Origin of the sequence: Ferroplasma acidarmanus Fer1 (assembly GCF_000152265.2) — an archaeon.
GTDB lineage: Archaea > Thermoplasmatota > Thermoplasmata > Thermoplasmatales > Thermoplasmataceae > Ferroplasma > Ferroplasma acidiphilum.
Window position 1 is genome coordinate 1,908,057 of the sequence record NC_021592.1, and the last position, 16,778, is coordinate 1,924,834.

At 32.0% G+C, this 16,778-nt stretch carries 17 protein-coding genes; 8 read left to right on the forward strand and 9 right to left on the reverse strand.

Annotation, left to right across the window (positions count from 1 at the left end):
- Nucleotides 1-122 precede the first annotated feature (122 nt).
- Nucleotides 123-728: a hypothetical protein gene (locus tag FACI_RS09550; RefSeq protein WP_009888118.1), complete on the reverse strand. Its 606-nt coding sequence runs from the start codon at nucleotides 726-728 to the stop codon at nucleotides 123-125.
- Complete coding sequence (locus FACI_RS09555) at nucleotides 729-1,940, reverse strand: AAA family ATPase (RefSeq protein WP_009888120.1); 1,212 nt, start codon at nucleotides 1,938-1,940, stop codon at nucleotides 729-731.
- 178 nt (nucleotides 1,941-2,118) lie between these two features.
- Between FACI_RS09555 and FACI_RS09560 the strand changes: the two genes are divergently transcribed.
- From FACI_RS09560 to FACI_RS09570, 3 genes are all read left to right on the forward strand, one after another.
- Entirely contained in the window at nucleotides 2,119-2,715 is a 597-nt protein-coding gene (locus FACI_RS09560) for a type IV toxin-antitoxin system AbiEi family antitoxin domain-containing protein (RefSeq protein ID WP_009888121.1), read from the forward strand.
- Between the two features lie 4 nt (nucleotides 2,716-2,719).
- Entirely contained in the window at nucleotides 2,720-3,601 is an 882-nt protein-coding gene (locus FACI_RS09565) for a nucleotidyl transferase AbiEii/AbiGii toxin family protein (RefSeq protein WP_009888122.1), read from the forward strand.
- Nucleotides 3,602-3,998: 397 nt separating this feature from the next.
- The gene (locus tag FACI_RS09570) at nucleotides 3,999-4,187 is read left to right on the forward strand and encodes a hypothetical protein (protein ID WP_009888124.1); all 189 of its coding nucleotides are present in this window, start codon (nucleotides 3,999-4,001) and stop codon (nucleotides 4,185-4,187) included.
- A gap of 296 nt (nucleotides 4,188-4,483) precedes the next feature.
- On the opposite strand, the gene FACI_RS09575 is transcribed toward FACI_RS09570, so the two are convergent.
- The 5 genes from FACI_RS09575 to FACI_RS09595 form a co-directional block, all read right to left on the reverse strand.
- A complete protein-coding gene (locus FACI_RS09575) occupies nucleotides 4,484-4,879 on the reverse strand; it encodes a hypothetical protein (RefSeq protein ID WP_009888125.1) in 396 nt (131 codons plus the stop codon).
- 45 nt (nucleotides 4,880-4,924) lie between these two features.
- On the reverse strand, nucleotides 4,925-5,131 hold the full coding sequence (locus FACI_RS09580) for a hypothetical protein (RefSeq protein WP_009888127.1): 207 nt from the start codon (nucleotides 5,129-5,131) through the stop codon (nucleotides 4,925-4,927).
- 219 nt (nucleotides 5,132-5,350) lie between these two features.
- Nucleotides 5,351-5,518, reverse strand: coding sequence for a hypothetical protein (locus FACI_RS10355; protein WP_009888129.1), 168 nt, complete (start codon nucleotides 5,516-5,518; stop codon nucleotides 5,351-5,353).
- Nucleotides 5,519-6,975: 1,457 nt separating this feature from the next.
- Nucleotides 6,976-7,185 (reverse strand): hypothetical protein, encoded by a 210-nt coding sequence (locus FACI_RS09590; RefSeq protein ID WP_009888132.1) that lies wholly within the window; start codon nucleotides 7,183-7,185, stop codon nucleotides 6,976-6,978.
- 305 nt (nucleotides 7,186-7,490) lie between these two features.
- Nucleotides 7,491-8,126, reverse strand: coding sequence for an SNARE-associated domain-containing protein (locus tag FACI_RS09595; RefSeq protein ID WP_009888133.1), 636 nt, complete (start codon nucleotides 8,124-8,126; stop codon nucleotides 7,491-7,493).
- Nucleotides 8,127-8,607: 481 nt separating this feature from the next.
- On the opposite strand from FACI_RS09595, the gene FACI_RS09600 reads away from it, so the two are divergent.
- Nucleotides 8,608-9,990 (forward strand): hypothetical protein, encoded by a 1,383-nt coding sequence (locus FACI_RS09600; protein WP_009888135.1) that lies wholly within the window; start codon nucleotides 8,608-8,610, stop codon nucleotides 9,988-9,990.
- Between the two features lie 197 nt (nucleotides 9,991-10,187).
- Here FACI_RS09600 and FACI_RS09605 read toward each other — a convergent pair whose 3' ends face one another.
- Nucleotides 10,188-11,423 carry a hypothetical protein gene (locus FACI_RS09605; RefSeq protein WP_009888136.1) on the reverse strand — a complete coding sequence of 412 codons (1,236 nt, stop codon included), beginning with the start codon at nucleotides 11,421-11,423 and terminating at the stop codon, nucleotides 10,188-10,190.
- Nucleotides 11,424-11,699: 276 nt separating this feature from the next.
- Here FACI_RS09605 and FACI_RS09610 point away from each other — a divergent pair, with 276 nt between their 5' ends.
- The 4 genes from FACI_RS09610 (at nucleotide 11,700) to FACI_RS09625 (ending at nucleotide 15,605) form a co-directional block, all read left to right on the forward strand.
- A complete protein-coding gene (locus FACI_RS09610) occupies nucleotides 11,700-13,376 on the forward strand; it encodes a DUF2079 domain-containing protein (RefSeq protein ID WP_009888141.1) in 1,677 nt (558 codons plus the stop codon).
- A 147-nt stretch (nucleotides 13,377-13,523) separates the two neighbouring features.
- Nucleotides 13,524-13,898, forward strand: a complete 375-nt coding sequence (locus FACI_RS09615; RefSeq protein WP_009888143.1) for a glycosyltransferase family protein — start codon at nucleotides 13,524-13,526, stop codon at nucleotides 13,896-13,898.
- A gap of 98 nt (nucleotides 13,899-13,996) precedes the next feature.
- Nucleotides 13,997-14,920 carry an IS5 family transposase gene (locus tag FACI_RS09620; protein WP_009888144.1) on the forward strand — a complete coding sequence of 308 codons (924 nt, stop codon included), beginning with the start codon at nucleotides 13,997-13,999 and terminating at the stop codon, nucleotides 14,918-14,920.
- A gap of 187 nt (nucleotides 14,921-15,107) precedes the next feature.
- A complete protein-coding gene (locus FACI_RS09625; RefSeq protein WP_187288948.1) occupies nucleotides 15,108-15,605 on the forward strand; it encodes a glycosyltransferase in 498 nt (165 codons plus the stop codon).
- Nucleotides 15,606-15,658: 53 nt separating this feature from the next.
- Here the strand turns inward: FACI_RS09625 and FACI_RS09630 are convergent, their stop codons facing one another.
- The gene (locus tag FACI_RS09630) at nucleotides 15,659-16,714 is read right to left on the reverse strand and encodes a glucose-1-phosphate thymidylyltransferase (protein ID WP_009888148.1); all 1,056 of its coding nucleotides are present in this window, start codon (nucleotides 16,712-16,714) and stop codon (nucleotides 15,659-15,661) included.
- Nucleotides 16,715-16,778 lie beyond the last annotated feature (64 nt).

Here is a 16,778-nt window from a genome sequence, read left to right on the forward strand (position 1 = left end):
TACCGTTTGGAAGCAATTTTATTGAGCAGGTTTAAGCACAATATTCGTGTATAAACACTAGAGTTTCCGCGATTTGTCTGTAAAAGTATTAGACCTCCTTGAAACCACATCTTGAAATTCTGTTAATTATCTGAATCATTTAAAATTTTCTTTATAGGTAGATGCTCCTTATTATTAATAAACAGTGAAAGTTCATCGTTATCTGGAATATTATTTTCAAATGATGGTAATTCATCTTCAAGACTTACTTTAAAAAATATAAATATAATATTATCAGCATATACATTTTTATTGTTATTAACACCCTGTATTTTGGATGCATAAATATGATCACAGTTAATTAACTGCTTCCCAATTTTAAACTTATATGTATTTCCCCTTGCTTTAAAATCATCATTCATTTTATTAATCATATCAAATGGTTCTTTATTATCTAAGTCGGTTATATAAATTAGCTGTAATTGTTCCATTGCCTGAACAATTAGCGGTAAGGATTTTGTCATCAGTTTTAATAGATTATATTTCCCATCTTCAATTTTGATTGCCATTTTTTTAGTATTATACCGGGTATCCTGGATGAAGTTTCTTAAAAAATTAGTCTCGGCTTTATTTTTATTTGCGTTGCTGAAGTTATAAGTGGATATATCTTTTTCACTGTATTTATTTTTAACTAGATATTTTATAAATTGATAATCGTGATTGCCCTCCAGCATTATAAGTTTCTTCAATTATATTCCCCGTAAATCAAGTAATAGGTCTTCCATATCAGAAACAGCATCATTATAATCTAAATTGGATAATATTATGTCATCTTTCCATTTAGAAAATTGCAAAATTAAAAGTTCCTTTTTTAAAAATTCTATATCCTTTTCAGGTAGAGCGTCGTCGGAAATCAGCGTATAAAGAAAATCCTGGCTATGTGTGGTAATAAATAGCTGAACATGGCTGTTATTTGCAATTGAAATAATGTAATGAATTAGTTCCCTTATATACCCAGGGTGCATATAATTTTCAGGCTCTTCAATTACAATTATGTCGCCTTCATTGTCATACAATTTTATAAGAATATGAACAAGGGATTTAAATCCATCACCCATAGATTCTACAGGAATTTCTTGATCTCCCTCTTCTGTGTCCAATACAATCGAGTAGAAATCAAATCTTTTCAGATTTGGTATGATATTATCTTTTTTAATTATATTTTCCACCTGTAATGCAAGTTTTTGGCTTTTATGAAAAAATTCTGCCGAGAGCAATGTATCATTAATAAATGTTACATTGTCCTTTTTGTCTATTATAAACGAATCATTCCTAGTTAAAGGGTAACGATATCTTAGCATATTAAGCCTATCTCTAAATTCCATCCTATTGCTATTTGATTTGCCGGTTGCGGAATTTTTTTCATTTTTAGATATATAAGTATCATATAATTTAGATAATGTATCTATAAGTAAATCATTATATCTTTCCGCTGTTAAAATTACTGGGTGGTCTGAATAGTTAACTAAAACTGCAATAGAATCAAGGGATGCTTCATAAATACTATCTTTGTCAAGAACTTTAATAATTTTTTCAACATCAATATACCTACCTATATCCACATATACGTTATCTTTTTTAATGGACAACTCGTTTAAATCGTTTTTAAGCAAATTAAGAATTTGCTCAGGAGTTGGATTTCGAAGATTCAGTTTTTTAACCTTATTATCATCTGTATCAATTTTTATTGAAGCCTTATCACTTGAATAATTGATAAAAAAAGGTCCATATTTATACATCAATAAATCTTTTATTAAGTTGGGGTTCGTGCAGACAGAAATAGCTTCAAGAATAGAAGTTTTTCCGGTATTATTTCTACCGACGAGAACATTAAATTTCTTTGGTGTGATTTCTAGAGAATTAATTCCTTTAAAATTTTTTATAGCAATATGCTTTATCATAAGTGTGAATTTATACCATTAAACTATTTAATATTTTTTAAGCCTCTTCAACCTATAGTAGTCTGAGTTTATAAAAAGCAATTAATAATATATGTAATATGCCCGTAAAATATTATAACACATTGTTTATCAATTATGATAAACAATAATCATAAATACTTAATTAAAATAATGAAATGTGAATACTATTAACTTACTTGATACAATTAAAAATGACTATAAAGGTATATTCAGAACATATGATATAGAAATCATAGAAAATAGCAATATAAGGTATTCATCACTGGTAGCAAATCGTTTAGTAAAACACGGCTATGCAAAAAGGGCAGGCAGGAATAATTTCTATATGCCCGGGACAGATATATTTACTATCGCATCCAATATTCTGGAACCATCGTATATAGGCATATCATCTGCTTTTTCTTATTATGACCTGGTAACCCAGATATACAATACAATATATGTTATTTCACCAAAAAGGCATAAGGATGTAGAAATTGAAGGGTATAAAATAAAATTTATAACATTAAAGAACACTAAAGTTTATGGTTACCATATAGATAAAAATACATATATTTCTATTTCCGATCCGGAAAAAGCAATAGTTGATTCTGTATATTTATCAAACCCGCCTATTGCATATATAGAAGAAGCCCTTGATAACGGGATTAGAAATAAATTAATAAATATAGATAAATTATTATTTTATTCAGAAAAAATGCATTCAAAAAAAACATATGAAATAATTCTAGCATTAATAAATAAAAGGCGGTGATTTTATGAATAATAATATTGAAATCAAGAAGTGGAAGAATTACACAAAAATTATGGGATTTAAAAATTCATACAGTACGGAAAAGGATTATCTGCAGGAAATTGTTCTAAACAGTCTTTTTTATGTTAGTCCAGTTGAAGATATAATATTTATTGGTGGCACTGCTATATCAAAAATTTATGGTTCAGGGAGATTTTCAGAGGATCTTGACTTTATTTTTGATAAAAGTTATGATACATCTGATGTAGAAAATAGAGTTAAAAAAGCTATTAATGAAGTTAATAATTTTTATCCTATAGAGTATAGTACCCTTAAAAGAAGAGATATGCTTAGATACAATTTAAAAATTAAAGGGCCTTTTTATGAAATGTCCCATAGTGTAAGGGCAATACAGTCCATAAAACTTGATATAAATTTGTATGTACGGCCATTTTATAATCCTAAAAAGGTTTTAAGAACTACAATTTATCCGGAAATAAGGCCCTATTTTCTTTTTACATTAGAGACAGAAGAATTCGCAGCAGAAAAAATAAAAGCTATTATGGAGAGAAAAAACCCTGTTGCCTGGGATTTATATGATTTATGGCTCCTAATCACAAAATATAATGTTAAAATAAATATGGAAATGATAAATTATAAACTGCAAAAATATACGCAAGTTCAAGGATTTAATATAGATGAATTCCTGGAAAAAGTAATGCTAATAGGGGATATCTGGAATACAGAAATGGAAAGTTTATTGAATGTAGTTATCCCGTTTAATACTGGTGTGTCCCCTCTAAATTTGGACACTTTTGATGATATGGTTAGATTAATAAAATCCTTTATTTTGCTGTATCTCCATAGGCGAACCTTATCATCATATTTTTACAGTATATCCGTGTGATTTTTACTGGGTTAATAGGTAAATTATGTTCTGGGAATGGTTAACCTGTATGTTCGTATATATGTCAATAATTATGAATATAGCACATTCCTGAGATATTTTAATATTTTTATATATTCTCAATTATAACTGTCCTAAATTAAGTGGAACAGATCAAATACTGTTAAAGATAGTGTTATTGATTATATAGAAAATCCCGGCAGTTCCATATAACAACAATTCATTCCATACCAGTTTGCAATATATTTGTAATTTGATATAAATAACATATGTTTTATTTATTTAACTGTATTTTAGCAACACGGATGCAAATATTTAAATATTTTCAATAATAACGTAATTTGTGATATTCATAAATTTATCATTTAATACTGTATATGCTTGGGGATGATTTAAAATGAAGATGCTTGAAGGAAATACTACAACATTTGAAGATAAAAAAATAAGGAAGAAAACAGACGATATAGTAAAAGAGTTACTTGAAACTAAAGAAGTAATATCAACAACTAAAAAGCCTAAACATAATGTAGATTATCTTGTAGGAGAGTATAATGGAAAACTAATTTATACATATGCAAAGAAATAATTCTTAATACTGGTGAATTCTTGTATTTTTCCCGCAATTTAAATATATTAACAAGGAGGATTGATTATCAGTATTTATCCAGTAAAAGTACAAATTATATAAATGAAGAATAAACACTACTTCCCATCGAAATAGAATCTTTATATATGGCATACGCTACAAAAACGGAAAAATATAGAATTTTTATTTCATCTGTGGAAAATCTTAGGATAAGGAAACACTGATATACTGTCGGTAAATTTGGGCACTTTGATGTTATAGTTAGATTAATGAAATCTTTTATTTTCCCAGTACAATTAAATAGATGTTGCGCGATGAATAGAAGCACTTTCATTATCAGGTCTGAAATCCAGTATCATTTCGAGATATTGCATTAAGGGGTGGCCTATTATTGCTTCATCGGCTATCTTCATAAGAGTAAATGTAGTGAATCTAGGGTCAGTAATTGTAAAACCACCGATAATTATGCTTTCAAATGTTAACGTCCCAAAGATTTGTTTCTCTTCTGTATCTGGAATAAGTGCTTCGGTTCCCTCAGAATTATAAACTTCTGGACCAATTTCAAAAGTTAAATGCCCATCTGGAAGCTGATGGCCTAGGACATTAAGAGAAGAACCTGTATCAAGCAAGGCATTGAGTATAGGTTTCATTCTCCGCCCATTAATTTGGATATTGTAATGTATTTCTCCCATTAAAATGCACACTCTTATTGCATTATAGCTTCTATTTTACCTGTGTCAGGTTCTACATTTAATGCGGTTGTCTTGGTTTGAAGAAAATGAGCTACTCCTCCTGGTCCATTCTGGATTTCCTGGTATTTGTATGACTAAAACCCAAAATTTCTCTTTACGTTCCGCTGCAACAATTTTAAAAGTATCAACATCTAAAAGACTCTTCAGTTGTGGTTTAAGCTTTTCTTTAATTTCCACGAGTGAAAGTTCCATAATTCTTTATCGGGATTAGGTATTAATTTTTAACGATTCCTTTGGGGAAAGCCAACTGGCTTTACAGTAGATCACAAATAACCTCCATGATGCCTCTTAGACAGTGCAGGATTTATGCAAAATGGATTTGCTTAATCAGTATCGAGGCTATGAATATCCTGAGGTTGTCTTGTATTATTATGATTCTTGATACAATATTTATGGGTGTTTGACACTATTCTAAAGTCTTCCTATATTGAACAAATCATACCAGACTCTGGTGTATGACAGTACATTGCTTATCCTGCCATCCATTCTTTTCGGCATATTCCGGCCAAGTATCTTCCTGTCTTTAGCAAATACTAACTCTGAATTGCCTCTTTCGTTGTGCTTTTCCAGGCAATCCATAGTGTCATTGACAAATTTCTTTATAATATATTTCTAGTTATTAGAAGCATGGAGTATAGAAATACGGGATTTGCAATACAATGGCCAAGATAACAACTCGGGCATACAGAAAAATATCTAAACGCTCAGTAATTTCCTGTATCTTGCATCGTAATTGCGCGGACGCTCAATGTCCGGCATAGGTTCAATCCATAATTTTTTATCTTTACTTTAATTGGTATTACATTTTTCATCTCTCAGATATAAATTATGCAAGGTCATTTATAATTTACAGACAATTACTGCACTTTCAAATAGAAATACTGAAATTATAAAGATTTAGAAAACCTGACAAACAATTTGATGAGCCTAAAGCAGAAATTCCGAGAAAGGTTGTTGAATCTGCTTAAATCCTGGAACTGAAATCAGAATAGTTCCATATAAATGTGCAATGCTATGTGGGTGTATAGATACACTATAATAAATATACCAGGCCAGTTACAAATAAGATACCCATTAATATTATTGATATGGCAGTCCATATTCTATAGTTGACGAATTTTGTTCTTAGCTGCGCAAAGCTAGTGTTAGAATAAGAACGACCTCAACTTCCAGTATATCAAATAAATGTGAGATATGTTTAAATGTAAAAACACGAATAACGGTACTGTGAATGGGAATAATAGCATAAACGTCAATAATGAACGTATTAAATATTTTTCATCTTTTTCGGGCGCTATAAAATAAGTATGATAAATAAAATCTATGTCGTATTTTATTTTTAAATTTTGAGATATAGAATATTGAAAAAAATGAGATTCCTTATTCATACGGAAATGGATTGTATCATCCTGCAATAATATAATGTTATCTAGCTCATTATAGATACTTGATTTTATTGGAGATGGAAGAAAAGACAAAATTTTTTCTTTTTTTGTTATAGCGAATATAGGAAACTTTTCAACAGATAATCCCTCGGCCCAGTTTGCACTGATAGTAATAGTCTCGTTATCATAAAAAATGATTTTATCCTTAATGTTTTCATTCAAAAAGATGGACAATTTTCTTCTTTTACCCTTTCTCCCGGGTTGTTTAACGTACTTCATAAATAGAATCTGTTGCTGCCCTGGCAACAAGGGTTCATTTAAGATAATCCATAGCAGGTAAATTTTATTATCTCTTACCTTATTAATAATATCTGGACTAAGCTCACCTTTAGATTCCCCTCTATTTATTATCTCATATTTAGGCAGATATACTAAGTTTATACCGTTTTTATCCGATATTTTTAGATTATCCCTAAACCCATCTATTTCCAGTATAATTTCTATAATTTCCTTATTACCTGTGTTTTGAAAAGTTAGTTCTTCTGTTATATATTTCTGTCTTCCCGAGCCGGGTGATCATAATAAAACCTCCTTGTTAGTATCAGCAAGTTTCCAGGAAAATAAAAAAGCAAAAGTTATCACTATACGGACTTATTTCTTATCTACAGCACACTGATATACTAATTTGCCTGTTATTAAATCTATAGATGGGACACAGTGCTCACCCTTTTTAGGTTTATTCCTTATCTCAACACTATCAGCATTAAGCAATAAAGTTACATTCTTATTTACATCAAAAACAGGATAATTTATACTAGCTTCATTTTTATTATACTCCTTTGCACTTTTCAGTATTCTCATTTTCTCCCCCCTTAAAATTATACAGTATGCATACTACGCAACAAAATATCACATAGCAATATATAAAATATTGCATCTAAACTATCCCGGCCATCGAGTGCCCGCACTTTTACTATATAGAAGTTGGAAATTGGTATACTTTTAGATATTTTCAGGTATGTCCTCATTTTTATCTAAACCTTTGTAAGAAAAATTGGTATTTCTATACCCATATAACTCTTTTTTCTATATTGTGGTGTTTATACAGGAACTCAATTCGTGATATCATATTGTGAAGTAACAAATAATTATAATTTACATTTTCCTTACTGCAATTTCTGTTTTCTGGATTTCACGGAAGCATGTTTGTCAATATATTTTTTCCAATCTATGCGATTTATAATATAGGTTATAAGCACAGCCAGGATTGCAAATATTATTCCTATTATGATAATTTCTATTGTGCTATATTTATCTTCTCCAAGGTTCAGGGAGCCAAATACAGAATGAGATAATATGCCTGCACCAAGAACTGTCAAGGCAGTAATTACGGTTTTTCCAGCAAGCAGGGCAGTTAAAAAACGTATTCTACTGTATCTTGCAATCCCAAGTGGAACGTAAACAATATCGTCTGGAGATGGAGTACTTGCTACTATAAACACTGCAATCCAGGCGTATCTGGAAACAAGAGTTTGAAAGGCAGTTAGGTTTTCCCTGGTTTTAACCTTTGTAATAGCAGCTCCACTGTAAAATGACTGGAAAAGGACCATTTTCCCAATTGTTGGACCACCGGTGCTTGATAATATCAATAGTCCTGGATCAAATCTTCCGCTTAGGGCAGCAAATAGTATAACAAATAGATAAGGCACAGGTATAAAAATTATAAGGCTGGATAACAGGCTTAAAGCGAATATGCCTATATATCCAAGTGAAGAAAAAAATGCGTAAGGTAAAAGCGCCACTATAATCTATATAGCATGAATTTTAACTTAATAATTATATGTATTTCCGTAGAAATTCAGTTGTTTGAGTTAGCCAGTATTCAATAGATCTTTAAGTTTTTCCTTCTTCCTGCAAAATTTCAGCACAGTATATATATCATAAAATAATGTGCACCTTCTGTTATCCTGAATCATCTGCTATCTTGCAGTATGTTACTATTGGCCTTATTACCATTTTTACCTTATTGTTTGTATATTCAACGGAGCTGCTTATCATCAATATAATAAATTACAAATTTTCACCTTGGTTGACCCATTTCTATAAAGGGAATATATGGATTCAAAGAGAGGAAATGAACTAAGTTTGGATCAGGTGCAAAGCCGGATTGGTGGAATAAACTCTCGGCAAGAGAATTTATATTGTAAGTATATAGCACAAGGAATCGTGCTACATACCCCGTTCTCATGAATAATTTAAATAATTAAGTGCCCATAAACTAGTATGGGAAGGCATGAGGATATAAAGGAATTATGTTCGCGTATATTGAACTACTACTATGTTGATGCTGATACTGAGTACCCAATATATGGAGACCAAAGAATAGATGTTGTGGGTTACCGCACAAATAAAGCCGATCCCGACATCGGAATAGAGGTTGAACTTACAAGCCATTTTCAACACGACGCGTCTAAACTCGCAAACACATCCAGTTTCCAGTTAAGATTTATTGTAACAGAAAATTCTGATACTTTGTCTATGGGGCCAATTACAAAAATTAACGAAAAAGTCATTGATATTGTACAACCACCCGATATAGATATGTCTTTCGAGAAGAAGGTGAGGGAATTTACAAATCAAAATGATAGGCCTTGGTATAATTATAAACAACCTTCTATGTCATCAGAAAGTGACAGGGATATACTCCCAGATTTTATTAAAGATATACAATACCAGAGACTCAACGTTAATGCAGCCGAGGATGTATTGTTCCGGGCTGCATTAGGTGGTATTCGCATGGGCGTCTACAAACAGGGGAGGATTAATACAGAATATCATGGAGGTAATCCCACAAAGGAAATACTATATTTAAGTGCACAGGGTCTAATTTTGGAGGATAGGCCAGGAAGAAACTATGAAACGGGAAGGCAATCTGTATATTATATATCAGATAACGGCCGCAGCTTAGCCTCGAAAATCATAGAAGAAAGGGTAGACCATAATATTGATGGCCTGTATAGTGTTAGGGAAAAGTATGGCTTCCCTGTTCTACTTATATCTTTAATTGGCGGGGGTGGAAACATTCTGGACTGGGATGATACCCCATATTCAAGCGTTGGTGACCAGTATTCATACATGTCCACATCAGTGAATTCAATACCCCGAGATTTAGTTGAAAAATTCAATATCCCTTCGAATCTGTATTCTCAAATGGTTCTCGTTGCTAACTCACCACTTTTTAGAGATATCGTTCGAGAAATATACAGGGATCTGATAGCAGCAGGGCTTGGGAACGAAACTGTATATGTTAGCTCCAGGGGCGATATATCTAAAGCATACGTTGTTCCTTTGCATACATTGCTCCAACAGCTCAACGTATCGGAAGGCCTATCGCATATGGGAAAATTGAAATCTTATGCAGAATGGCTGATACTAAGAGGGCATAATCCAGTAGTGCCATCCACACTATATGACGCATTTAAAGGTATCGGGTCAGATGTTCATAACGTAGAGAACCTGGTAGATAAATTATCGTCAGTAGAGATAACTTCAAGGCTACTGAAAAATGGCCCTAATACTATGGCAATTTACGATCAGACAAAATTCAATGATTTCTGTGAGAACGAAATGAAAACAATACTTAAAGATATTCTTGAAAATGATTAGTAATACACTGTTTTTTAAATTTTTGTGCAATTTCTAACTGAATGCCATAAAGTATAGTAAGTTAGAATGGTTGTTAACTTTATAATTGTCATCTATCTTTTCCAGTTCATTCATTAATATATATGCAAAATGAATCTATATACTCTCTTCCTAATTTATGGGTAATAATCGAATCCTGCCTTTAAATTGTACTTCGCTCAATTTTGAGTATCTCCCCACAATGGCCTCGCTAATATACATTGTAATACAGTGGATGTAGGTAAGAAGAAATCATCAAACCATTCTGAAATGCTAGGCTCTCTTACAATATTTGAATGTGCATAGTCATTGAGTCGGGAATATATTTCCGAATAAATTATGTCGCCAAAATAACCAGTTACATGCTTCCCTATTAGAGCAAATGAATCTATAATGCATGAATTAATGCTCTCCAGTTCATCCTTTTGTAATTGAACTTTTATGAGATTAGACATTAACCTGGTATCAGGCCTTGAAATCAACGCATAAATCGTTGCTTTATTATCACAATAATCACATAAACCAGTTACTGTTTCATCATCGAATTCCGGTCCGGTGAACATCAATGACTTAATGTTTTGTATTGATTCAGTGGATGAATTCTCATTAATGCTGATTTTCTTTTTTAAACTTTCCGATAATTCAACTTCATGATTCCCACAAGCTCTCAAAGAAAACTCGTCACTACTCAGTAACATTAAATAGAAATATTCAACATTGCCAAAAACCTCTTTTTTAATTGTGGACCACCCATCACTATCAATATATTTTATCGTATTCATAAAAAATATACCAAGTGAATTTTCCAAGAAATGTTTTATTTTTTTCTCCTTTTTTGATGTTTTAGTATAATCCAAACCCAATTCTGAAAATATTTCCGGGTAAAATTTTTCCGATACTGCATGCAAAGAGCTTTTAACAGATTTCCTATCTACATTAGATTCTAACGTAGAAAGAACTAAATCATCCAGATTTAAAGGTGTCAATTTTCCCCAATACCCAGAAAAAAAGGCATTAGCAAATGGATTTATACTATCTTTATTTTTTATATCCTCAGGACTCCATGACGAAACAGTAAATAAACCTGCAAAAAGGAGATCTAATGCTGATCTAATTCCCCTTAAGGAATATTTAATATATCCTTCCCCAGCCAACTTGACCGAAATTGATAACTCTCCAAAAATATCTTCAAGTAAAAGTTTAAAGTAGCTCTCGGTTTTATTCCTTGTATTGTCTTTAGAAATATTTTCCAAATACCATGAATAATTCTCAAACAGTTCATGTAAAGTTGAAATGGCTTTTGAAATCTCCGGGTAAGTAGGATAGGGAACATTGAAAATTTCATAAAAATCCTTGGGAAAATATCCACTATGTGCCCATTGTGTGATACGTATTATATCCATTTGTTCAGTCATTCTGTCTCAACCTTATGCTTAAGAAAACTATCAAACTATTTAGCTTTTCTGGAATATTGTAGGAGTTCATAGGTTTGAATCAATATGAATTTAATATACTATAAGGTTCCACTTCCTGTAAGATTTCAGCATATTGTATATTCCTGTAAATAACCCGCCTTCCACGCATTATTTTACTCAGAACTGGTTGAAATAGTTTCTCGATATAATTATGCTAATGTTAGTTACTAACCGTAAAAGAATACATTAATTAATAATATTTACTTATAGATTTAGATGCTTTCTAACCTTCATGAAAGAATACCTCAATACATTCATCACCATAAAAAAGATTTTCTGGCGTTTTTAGTAGCCATTTCGTTCGCTATAGCATATTCAATATTTTCTATCCGGCAGTATTACTCCCTTGGAACATCTGCATTTGACCTCGGTTTAAATGCACAGGAACTTTATAGTTTTCTTCACACCGGAAGTTTCTATACGTCTTTGATGGGTGAAAATGCATTGGCGCAGCATTTCACATTGTTTAAATTTATAGAAGTTCCACTTTATTATTTGTTTCCTTCTCCTATTACCCTGATGATTTTTGAAGATATATTTATCGCCCTAGCAGGATATATTGTATACCTTATTTCTACAAATCTATTAAAAGACCATATAAAATCTGAAAAGATACTATTTCTTGTATCAATAGGGTTTTTACTGTCATATGAGTTTTCGCCATTTTCTGAAAGTTTGGTATCCTTCTCTTTTCACAATATGGCATTTCTGCCCTTCTTCTTCTTGTTGGCATTTTACTCATTCCTAGCAGAACGGAGAATCCTGCATATTGTCTCCATAATATTCATAATATCTTTACATGCGAATTTTGTTTACATCGTGGGTGTACTTTTATTGTATGAATTCCTATTTCTTCATACATACAGAGGCAAGAAAATTAATACCTGGTTTGTGCGTAATACAAACTCCAGGAGAATTGCAAGCGTTTCTATCTTCATATTAGCCATAGTATTGCTATATGGATATATTCTGCTCGCAGGGATTATAAAACTCCGTATAGCAGGAATATCTTCATTTTCCATTCTCCCCACAACAGGAGAAACTGGAACTCCTGCAGGATCCCCAATCGGATTGATATTATTGCTGATTGAAAAACCAGGTGAATTCATATCAATTATCAGCTCCAATCATGGGGAAAAGGTATTCTTCATTAATCTTCTGTTAAAGTCCAATCTTTACCTGCCTTTTTTTTCACCAATGTCACTTATTCTATCTATACCATATATGCTATATGCAATCCCATCGTCATATGCCTCATACTATCAGCTTGGATACCAGTATTTTGCAATGTTGTTGGGTGCTATCTATATATCAGCCATAATGGGGGCGTATAACCTGATCAGGCTTGGAAAATATATGTACCATCATTCGAAACAACTAAGATTAAAACTACAAAAGATTCTAAGTTATAAACCTGAAAGGACAGGAATTGCTATAGTATCTATATTAATAGTCCTGGTACTGGTCATATCCCTACCATATGGAATCTTAGCGCCATTAGAATTGGAACAGACACCCCCTGGAAGTGTAATGAACGATATAAATAAAGAAATACCATGCGGGAGTGCCACATATCTCATCAATATGTCAGGGTATCTCCCAAAAAATGCATATATATTGACAGAAAACACATTAATGCCATATTTCAGCAACTATCTACATGTATATGTAAGTCCATATACACCAGGATACTATATGAATTTATCAAAATACCAGTATATAATTATCCAGAATAATTCATTCTGGGCCACATATGGTGGGAACTATTCCCTGCAGAATATAGTTAACGATGGTTTAACAAATAGTAATTACACAATAATTGACATATATGTCCCTGGGAATATAATGATTCTGGAGAACACACACGATATGCATGGTTACATAAAGAAATAAATGTTAGATAAATTGAAACTGTAAAAATCTTAATTGCACATTAAAATGTTAAAGTTTGTATGTGCTCGTATAAATTATAGTACGTATAATGGGATAACTCCACATTATCATCGAAATATTTTTAATAGGCATTTTCCATATGGAAGAGTGGTTACATATGTCACAACTGATTCAACATTAACAGGAGTAGGCAAATATGCCCAGGATCTATATCTTTTGCTCGCACCCGAAAGCAAAATATACCAGTTTCTTTTTAACCGCAAATTTTTAGATAGTTTTTATGAGAAACCATATATCGGATTCAAATCACCCTTATTGAATTATACTATCTCAGGGATGGCATTCAAATCCGGAATAAATACTATAAACCATACTAATGATATAATACACATAACATCACAAACTATAAAGCCTGTTTTTAGAAATAAAAAAATGGTAATTACAATCCATGATGTCATTCCATTTCACAGGAATATAGAAAATGATAGTACTATGGAAAATATAAAACAACATTTCATATAGTGTGTTGCATAATTCATTTTAATTTAATAATTATCCCATAATAAATTTAAAACTTAAAAGGAAAACCCCTATATAGTGAAATATAGGGGCGATTTGCTTTGACACCACAAATCAATAATAAAATAAATAGAAGTATAAAAAGATACTGGATTGGTTCCAACAGAAGATGGGAAAAGTATAATGAATCACTTGTAGACAGGGTGGAATACCTTACAGATTTATCATTTATAAAGGATTATGATACTCTATTAGAGGAAAAGAATAGTGGAAAAATAGGCCATCCATACAAAGTTCCTGATGCATTGATAATGTATTTAGCAAGATTAAGATCTATATTTAATGTACCGTTCAGGTCACTTGAAGGGATATTGAGATCCTTAGCAATTATAACAGGAATAAAATCAATATCATACAGTGAAATATTCAGGAGGATAAGGAGAATTCAGCCAGAATTGAATAATACTAACAGTAAACTGGATTGCATTATAGATTCTACTGGATATAAGATAACAATAAGGGGAGATTACTTAGGCCATAAATGGCATAAGAAAAGGAAGGGATGGATAAAATTACATGTAATAATATCATTGAAGGATGTTAATGTATTATCATTTACTATAACAGATGAGCATACACATGACTCTAAGGCTGCTAGAAAACTATTGAGTAAGATGAAAAATAATATTCTAAGAATATTTGGGGATAAGGGATACGATTCAAAGTATATCTATAATATGTTCGGATATAATGCAGTAATACCACCCAGGAAAAATGCTTCTACTAAATCCAGAGGTTCATCTGCAAGGGCTAAGATTGTAAGATATATTAAAAAGAATTCTATGGAACAGTGGAAGGAGAATAATAGCTATGGTAAAAGGTGGATTGTAGAAATATATTTTTCAGGATTAAAGAGGGTAATGTCAGAGGTTATTAAAGCTAAGAAAATAGAGTATATTATACAGGAATTAGCTCTTAAGGTTGTTAATTACAATATTATGAGGGGGATGACACATGCATATTAATTATACAACACACTAACATTTCATAAAAAAGTATATTAAAGAATATCTGAAATATGATAACATTGTTACACTGACATCACACATCAAAAATCAGTTAATATCGGAATTCAAAGTAAACGATAAAAATATCACCGTTATTCCACCTTACATTCCAAACTCTTTTTTTCCGATGTCCAGCAAAGAACAATTGCGGAAAGAATTAGGTCTCCCTCTGGATAAAAAACTCATACTATCTGTATCATCTGACCAGCCGAGAAAGAATATCCCCATGGTTAAAAGTGTGATGGATAATCTGGATAGCTCCTTCAAACTTGTCCGGGTAGGTATTCCGGTAGGTGATAGCATTACATTCAATGACGTGGATACTGTAAAAATAAATAAAATATACAATGCTTCAGACATGTTATTCCTTCCAACACTTGAAGAAGGTTTTGGCTATCCGGTGGTTGAAGCTTTTAAAACAGGGTTGCCTGTGCTTACATCAAACATAGATGTAATTAAAGAAGTTTCAAACGGGGCTGCATTGCTTGTAAACCCTGAGGAATTAAAGGAAAATGTGGAAGGTATATACGGTATAATGGACAACCACGAATATTATGTAAAAAAAGGCTATGAAAGGGCAAAATATTATGCTTCTTCAACTATAAAGGAAAAATTAATCTCATATTATAATGGCATTTTATAAATACGCGATTCTGTATAGCTGTAGAAATTATTAGGTTTTTGTAGAAAATTCTATTAAATATATATTCTTGAATTCTCGCCCAGCAATAAGCGTTTTCCAGCGGGTTTTAATAAATTTGCATTCATGATAACAGAATTTTCTCCAATTATGGAATCGACTATTGTATTTTCCGTATCTATATTTGAATTATCCATTATTATAGAGTTCTCAATTGACGCCTTTTTTATGGTGCAGTTATCGCCTATACTTGTATATGGCCCTATAAACGTTTTATCCTGTATAACAGTATTATCTCCAATGATAGCCGGGCCCCTGATAAGTGAATCATCTGATAAAACAACGTTTTTCCCGATTGCTACTTTTCCTTTTACATTAGCTCTTTCCTCAATGTTTTTGCCTCTATCCAGTATGAGCATATTTGCAGCAAGTATATCATCAACTGTGCCTGTATCTTTCCACCATCCATCTATTATATCATATCCAATATTCTTATTATCCTTTAAGAGCAGCTGGATCGCTTCTGTAATTTCGTATTCATTCCTCCAGGATGGTTTCAACTTTTTTATATAATCAAATATTAGTGGAGTAAAAAAGTATATGCCTGTAAGTACATAATTAGATGGAGGGTTTTCGGGCTTCTCTATAAGATTTATAAGCTTATTATCGCGAAACTCAGCAACACCAAAATCTTTCGGGTGCATTGACTTTGTCAGAACAATAAAAGCATCATAATTAGATTTCTCAAATTTATCCATAAATGTTTTAATTTTGCCCTCTATTAAATTATCCCCTAAAATAACTACAAACTTATCGTTCCCAACAAAATTACTGGTTAGAGATACTGCGTTGGCGATACCGAGGGGCGCACCCTGATCTATGTATTGAATATTGCAGTCAAATTCAGATCCATCCCCATAGTAATCCTTTACCTTTTCAGGCGATATATCGCCAAGTATCATACAAATATCATTTATTCCAGCATCTGTTAAATACTCCAGTACATACTGGGACATCGGCTTGTTTGCTATGGGTATCAACTGTTTGGGGCCTGTATGTGTCAATGGCCTCAATCTCGTGCCGGCACCGCCATGCAATATAATCCCTTTCATAAATTGGCTATATGTCTGATATATTTAACTATTTGTTGCTATGAATTTCTTCCAGTTGCAGGAA

Excerpts from the sequence above, each read along its gene's own strand:
- FACI_RS09605 (WP_009888136.1), bottom strand. The coding sequence starts at position 11,423 with ATGACTGAACAAATGGATATAATACGTATCACACAATGGGCACATAGT.
- FACI_RS09610 (WP_009888141.1), top strand. The coding sequence starts at position 11,700 with ATGCTTTCTAACCTTCATGAAAGAATACCTCAATACATTCATCACCAT.
- FACI_RS09575 (WP_009888125.1), bottom strand. The coding sequence starts at position 4,879 with ATGGGAGAAATACATTACAATATCCAAATTAATGGGCGGAGAATGAAA.
- FACI_RS10355 (WP_009888129.1), bottom strand. The coding sequence starts at position 5,518 with ATGGATTGCCTGGAAAAGCACAACGAAAGAGGCAATTCAGAGTTAGTA.
- FACI_RS09565 (WP_009888122.1), top strand. The coding sequence starts at position 2,720 with ATGAATAATAATATTGAAATCAAGAAGTGGAAGAATTACACAAAAATT.
- FACI_RS09570 (WP_009888124.1), top strand. The coding sequence starts at position 3,999 with ATGAAGATGCTTGAAGGAAATACTACAACATTTGAAGATAAAAAAATA.
- FACI_RS09590 (WP_009888132.1), bottom strand. The coding sequence starts at position 7,185 with ATGAGAATACTGAAAAGTGCAAAGGAGTATAATAAAAATGAAGCTAGT.
- FACI_RS09580 (WP_009888127.1), bottom strand. The coding sequence starts at position 5,131 with ATGGAACTTTCACTCGTGGAAATTAAAGAAAAGCTTAAACCACAACTG.
- FACI_RS09630 (WP_009888148.1), bottom strand. The coding sequence starts at position 16,714 with ATGAAAGGGATTATATTGCATGGCGGTGCCGGCACGAGATTGAGGCCA.
- FACI_RS09600 (WP_009888135.1), top strand. The coding sequence starts at position 8,608 with ATGGGAAGGCATGAGGATATAAAGGAATTATGTTCGCGTATATTGAAC.
- FACI_RS09555 (WP_009888120.1), bottom strand. The coding sequence starts at position 1,940 with ATGATAAAGCATATTGCTATAAAAAATTTTAAAGGAATTAATTCTCTA.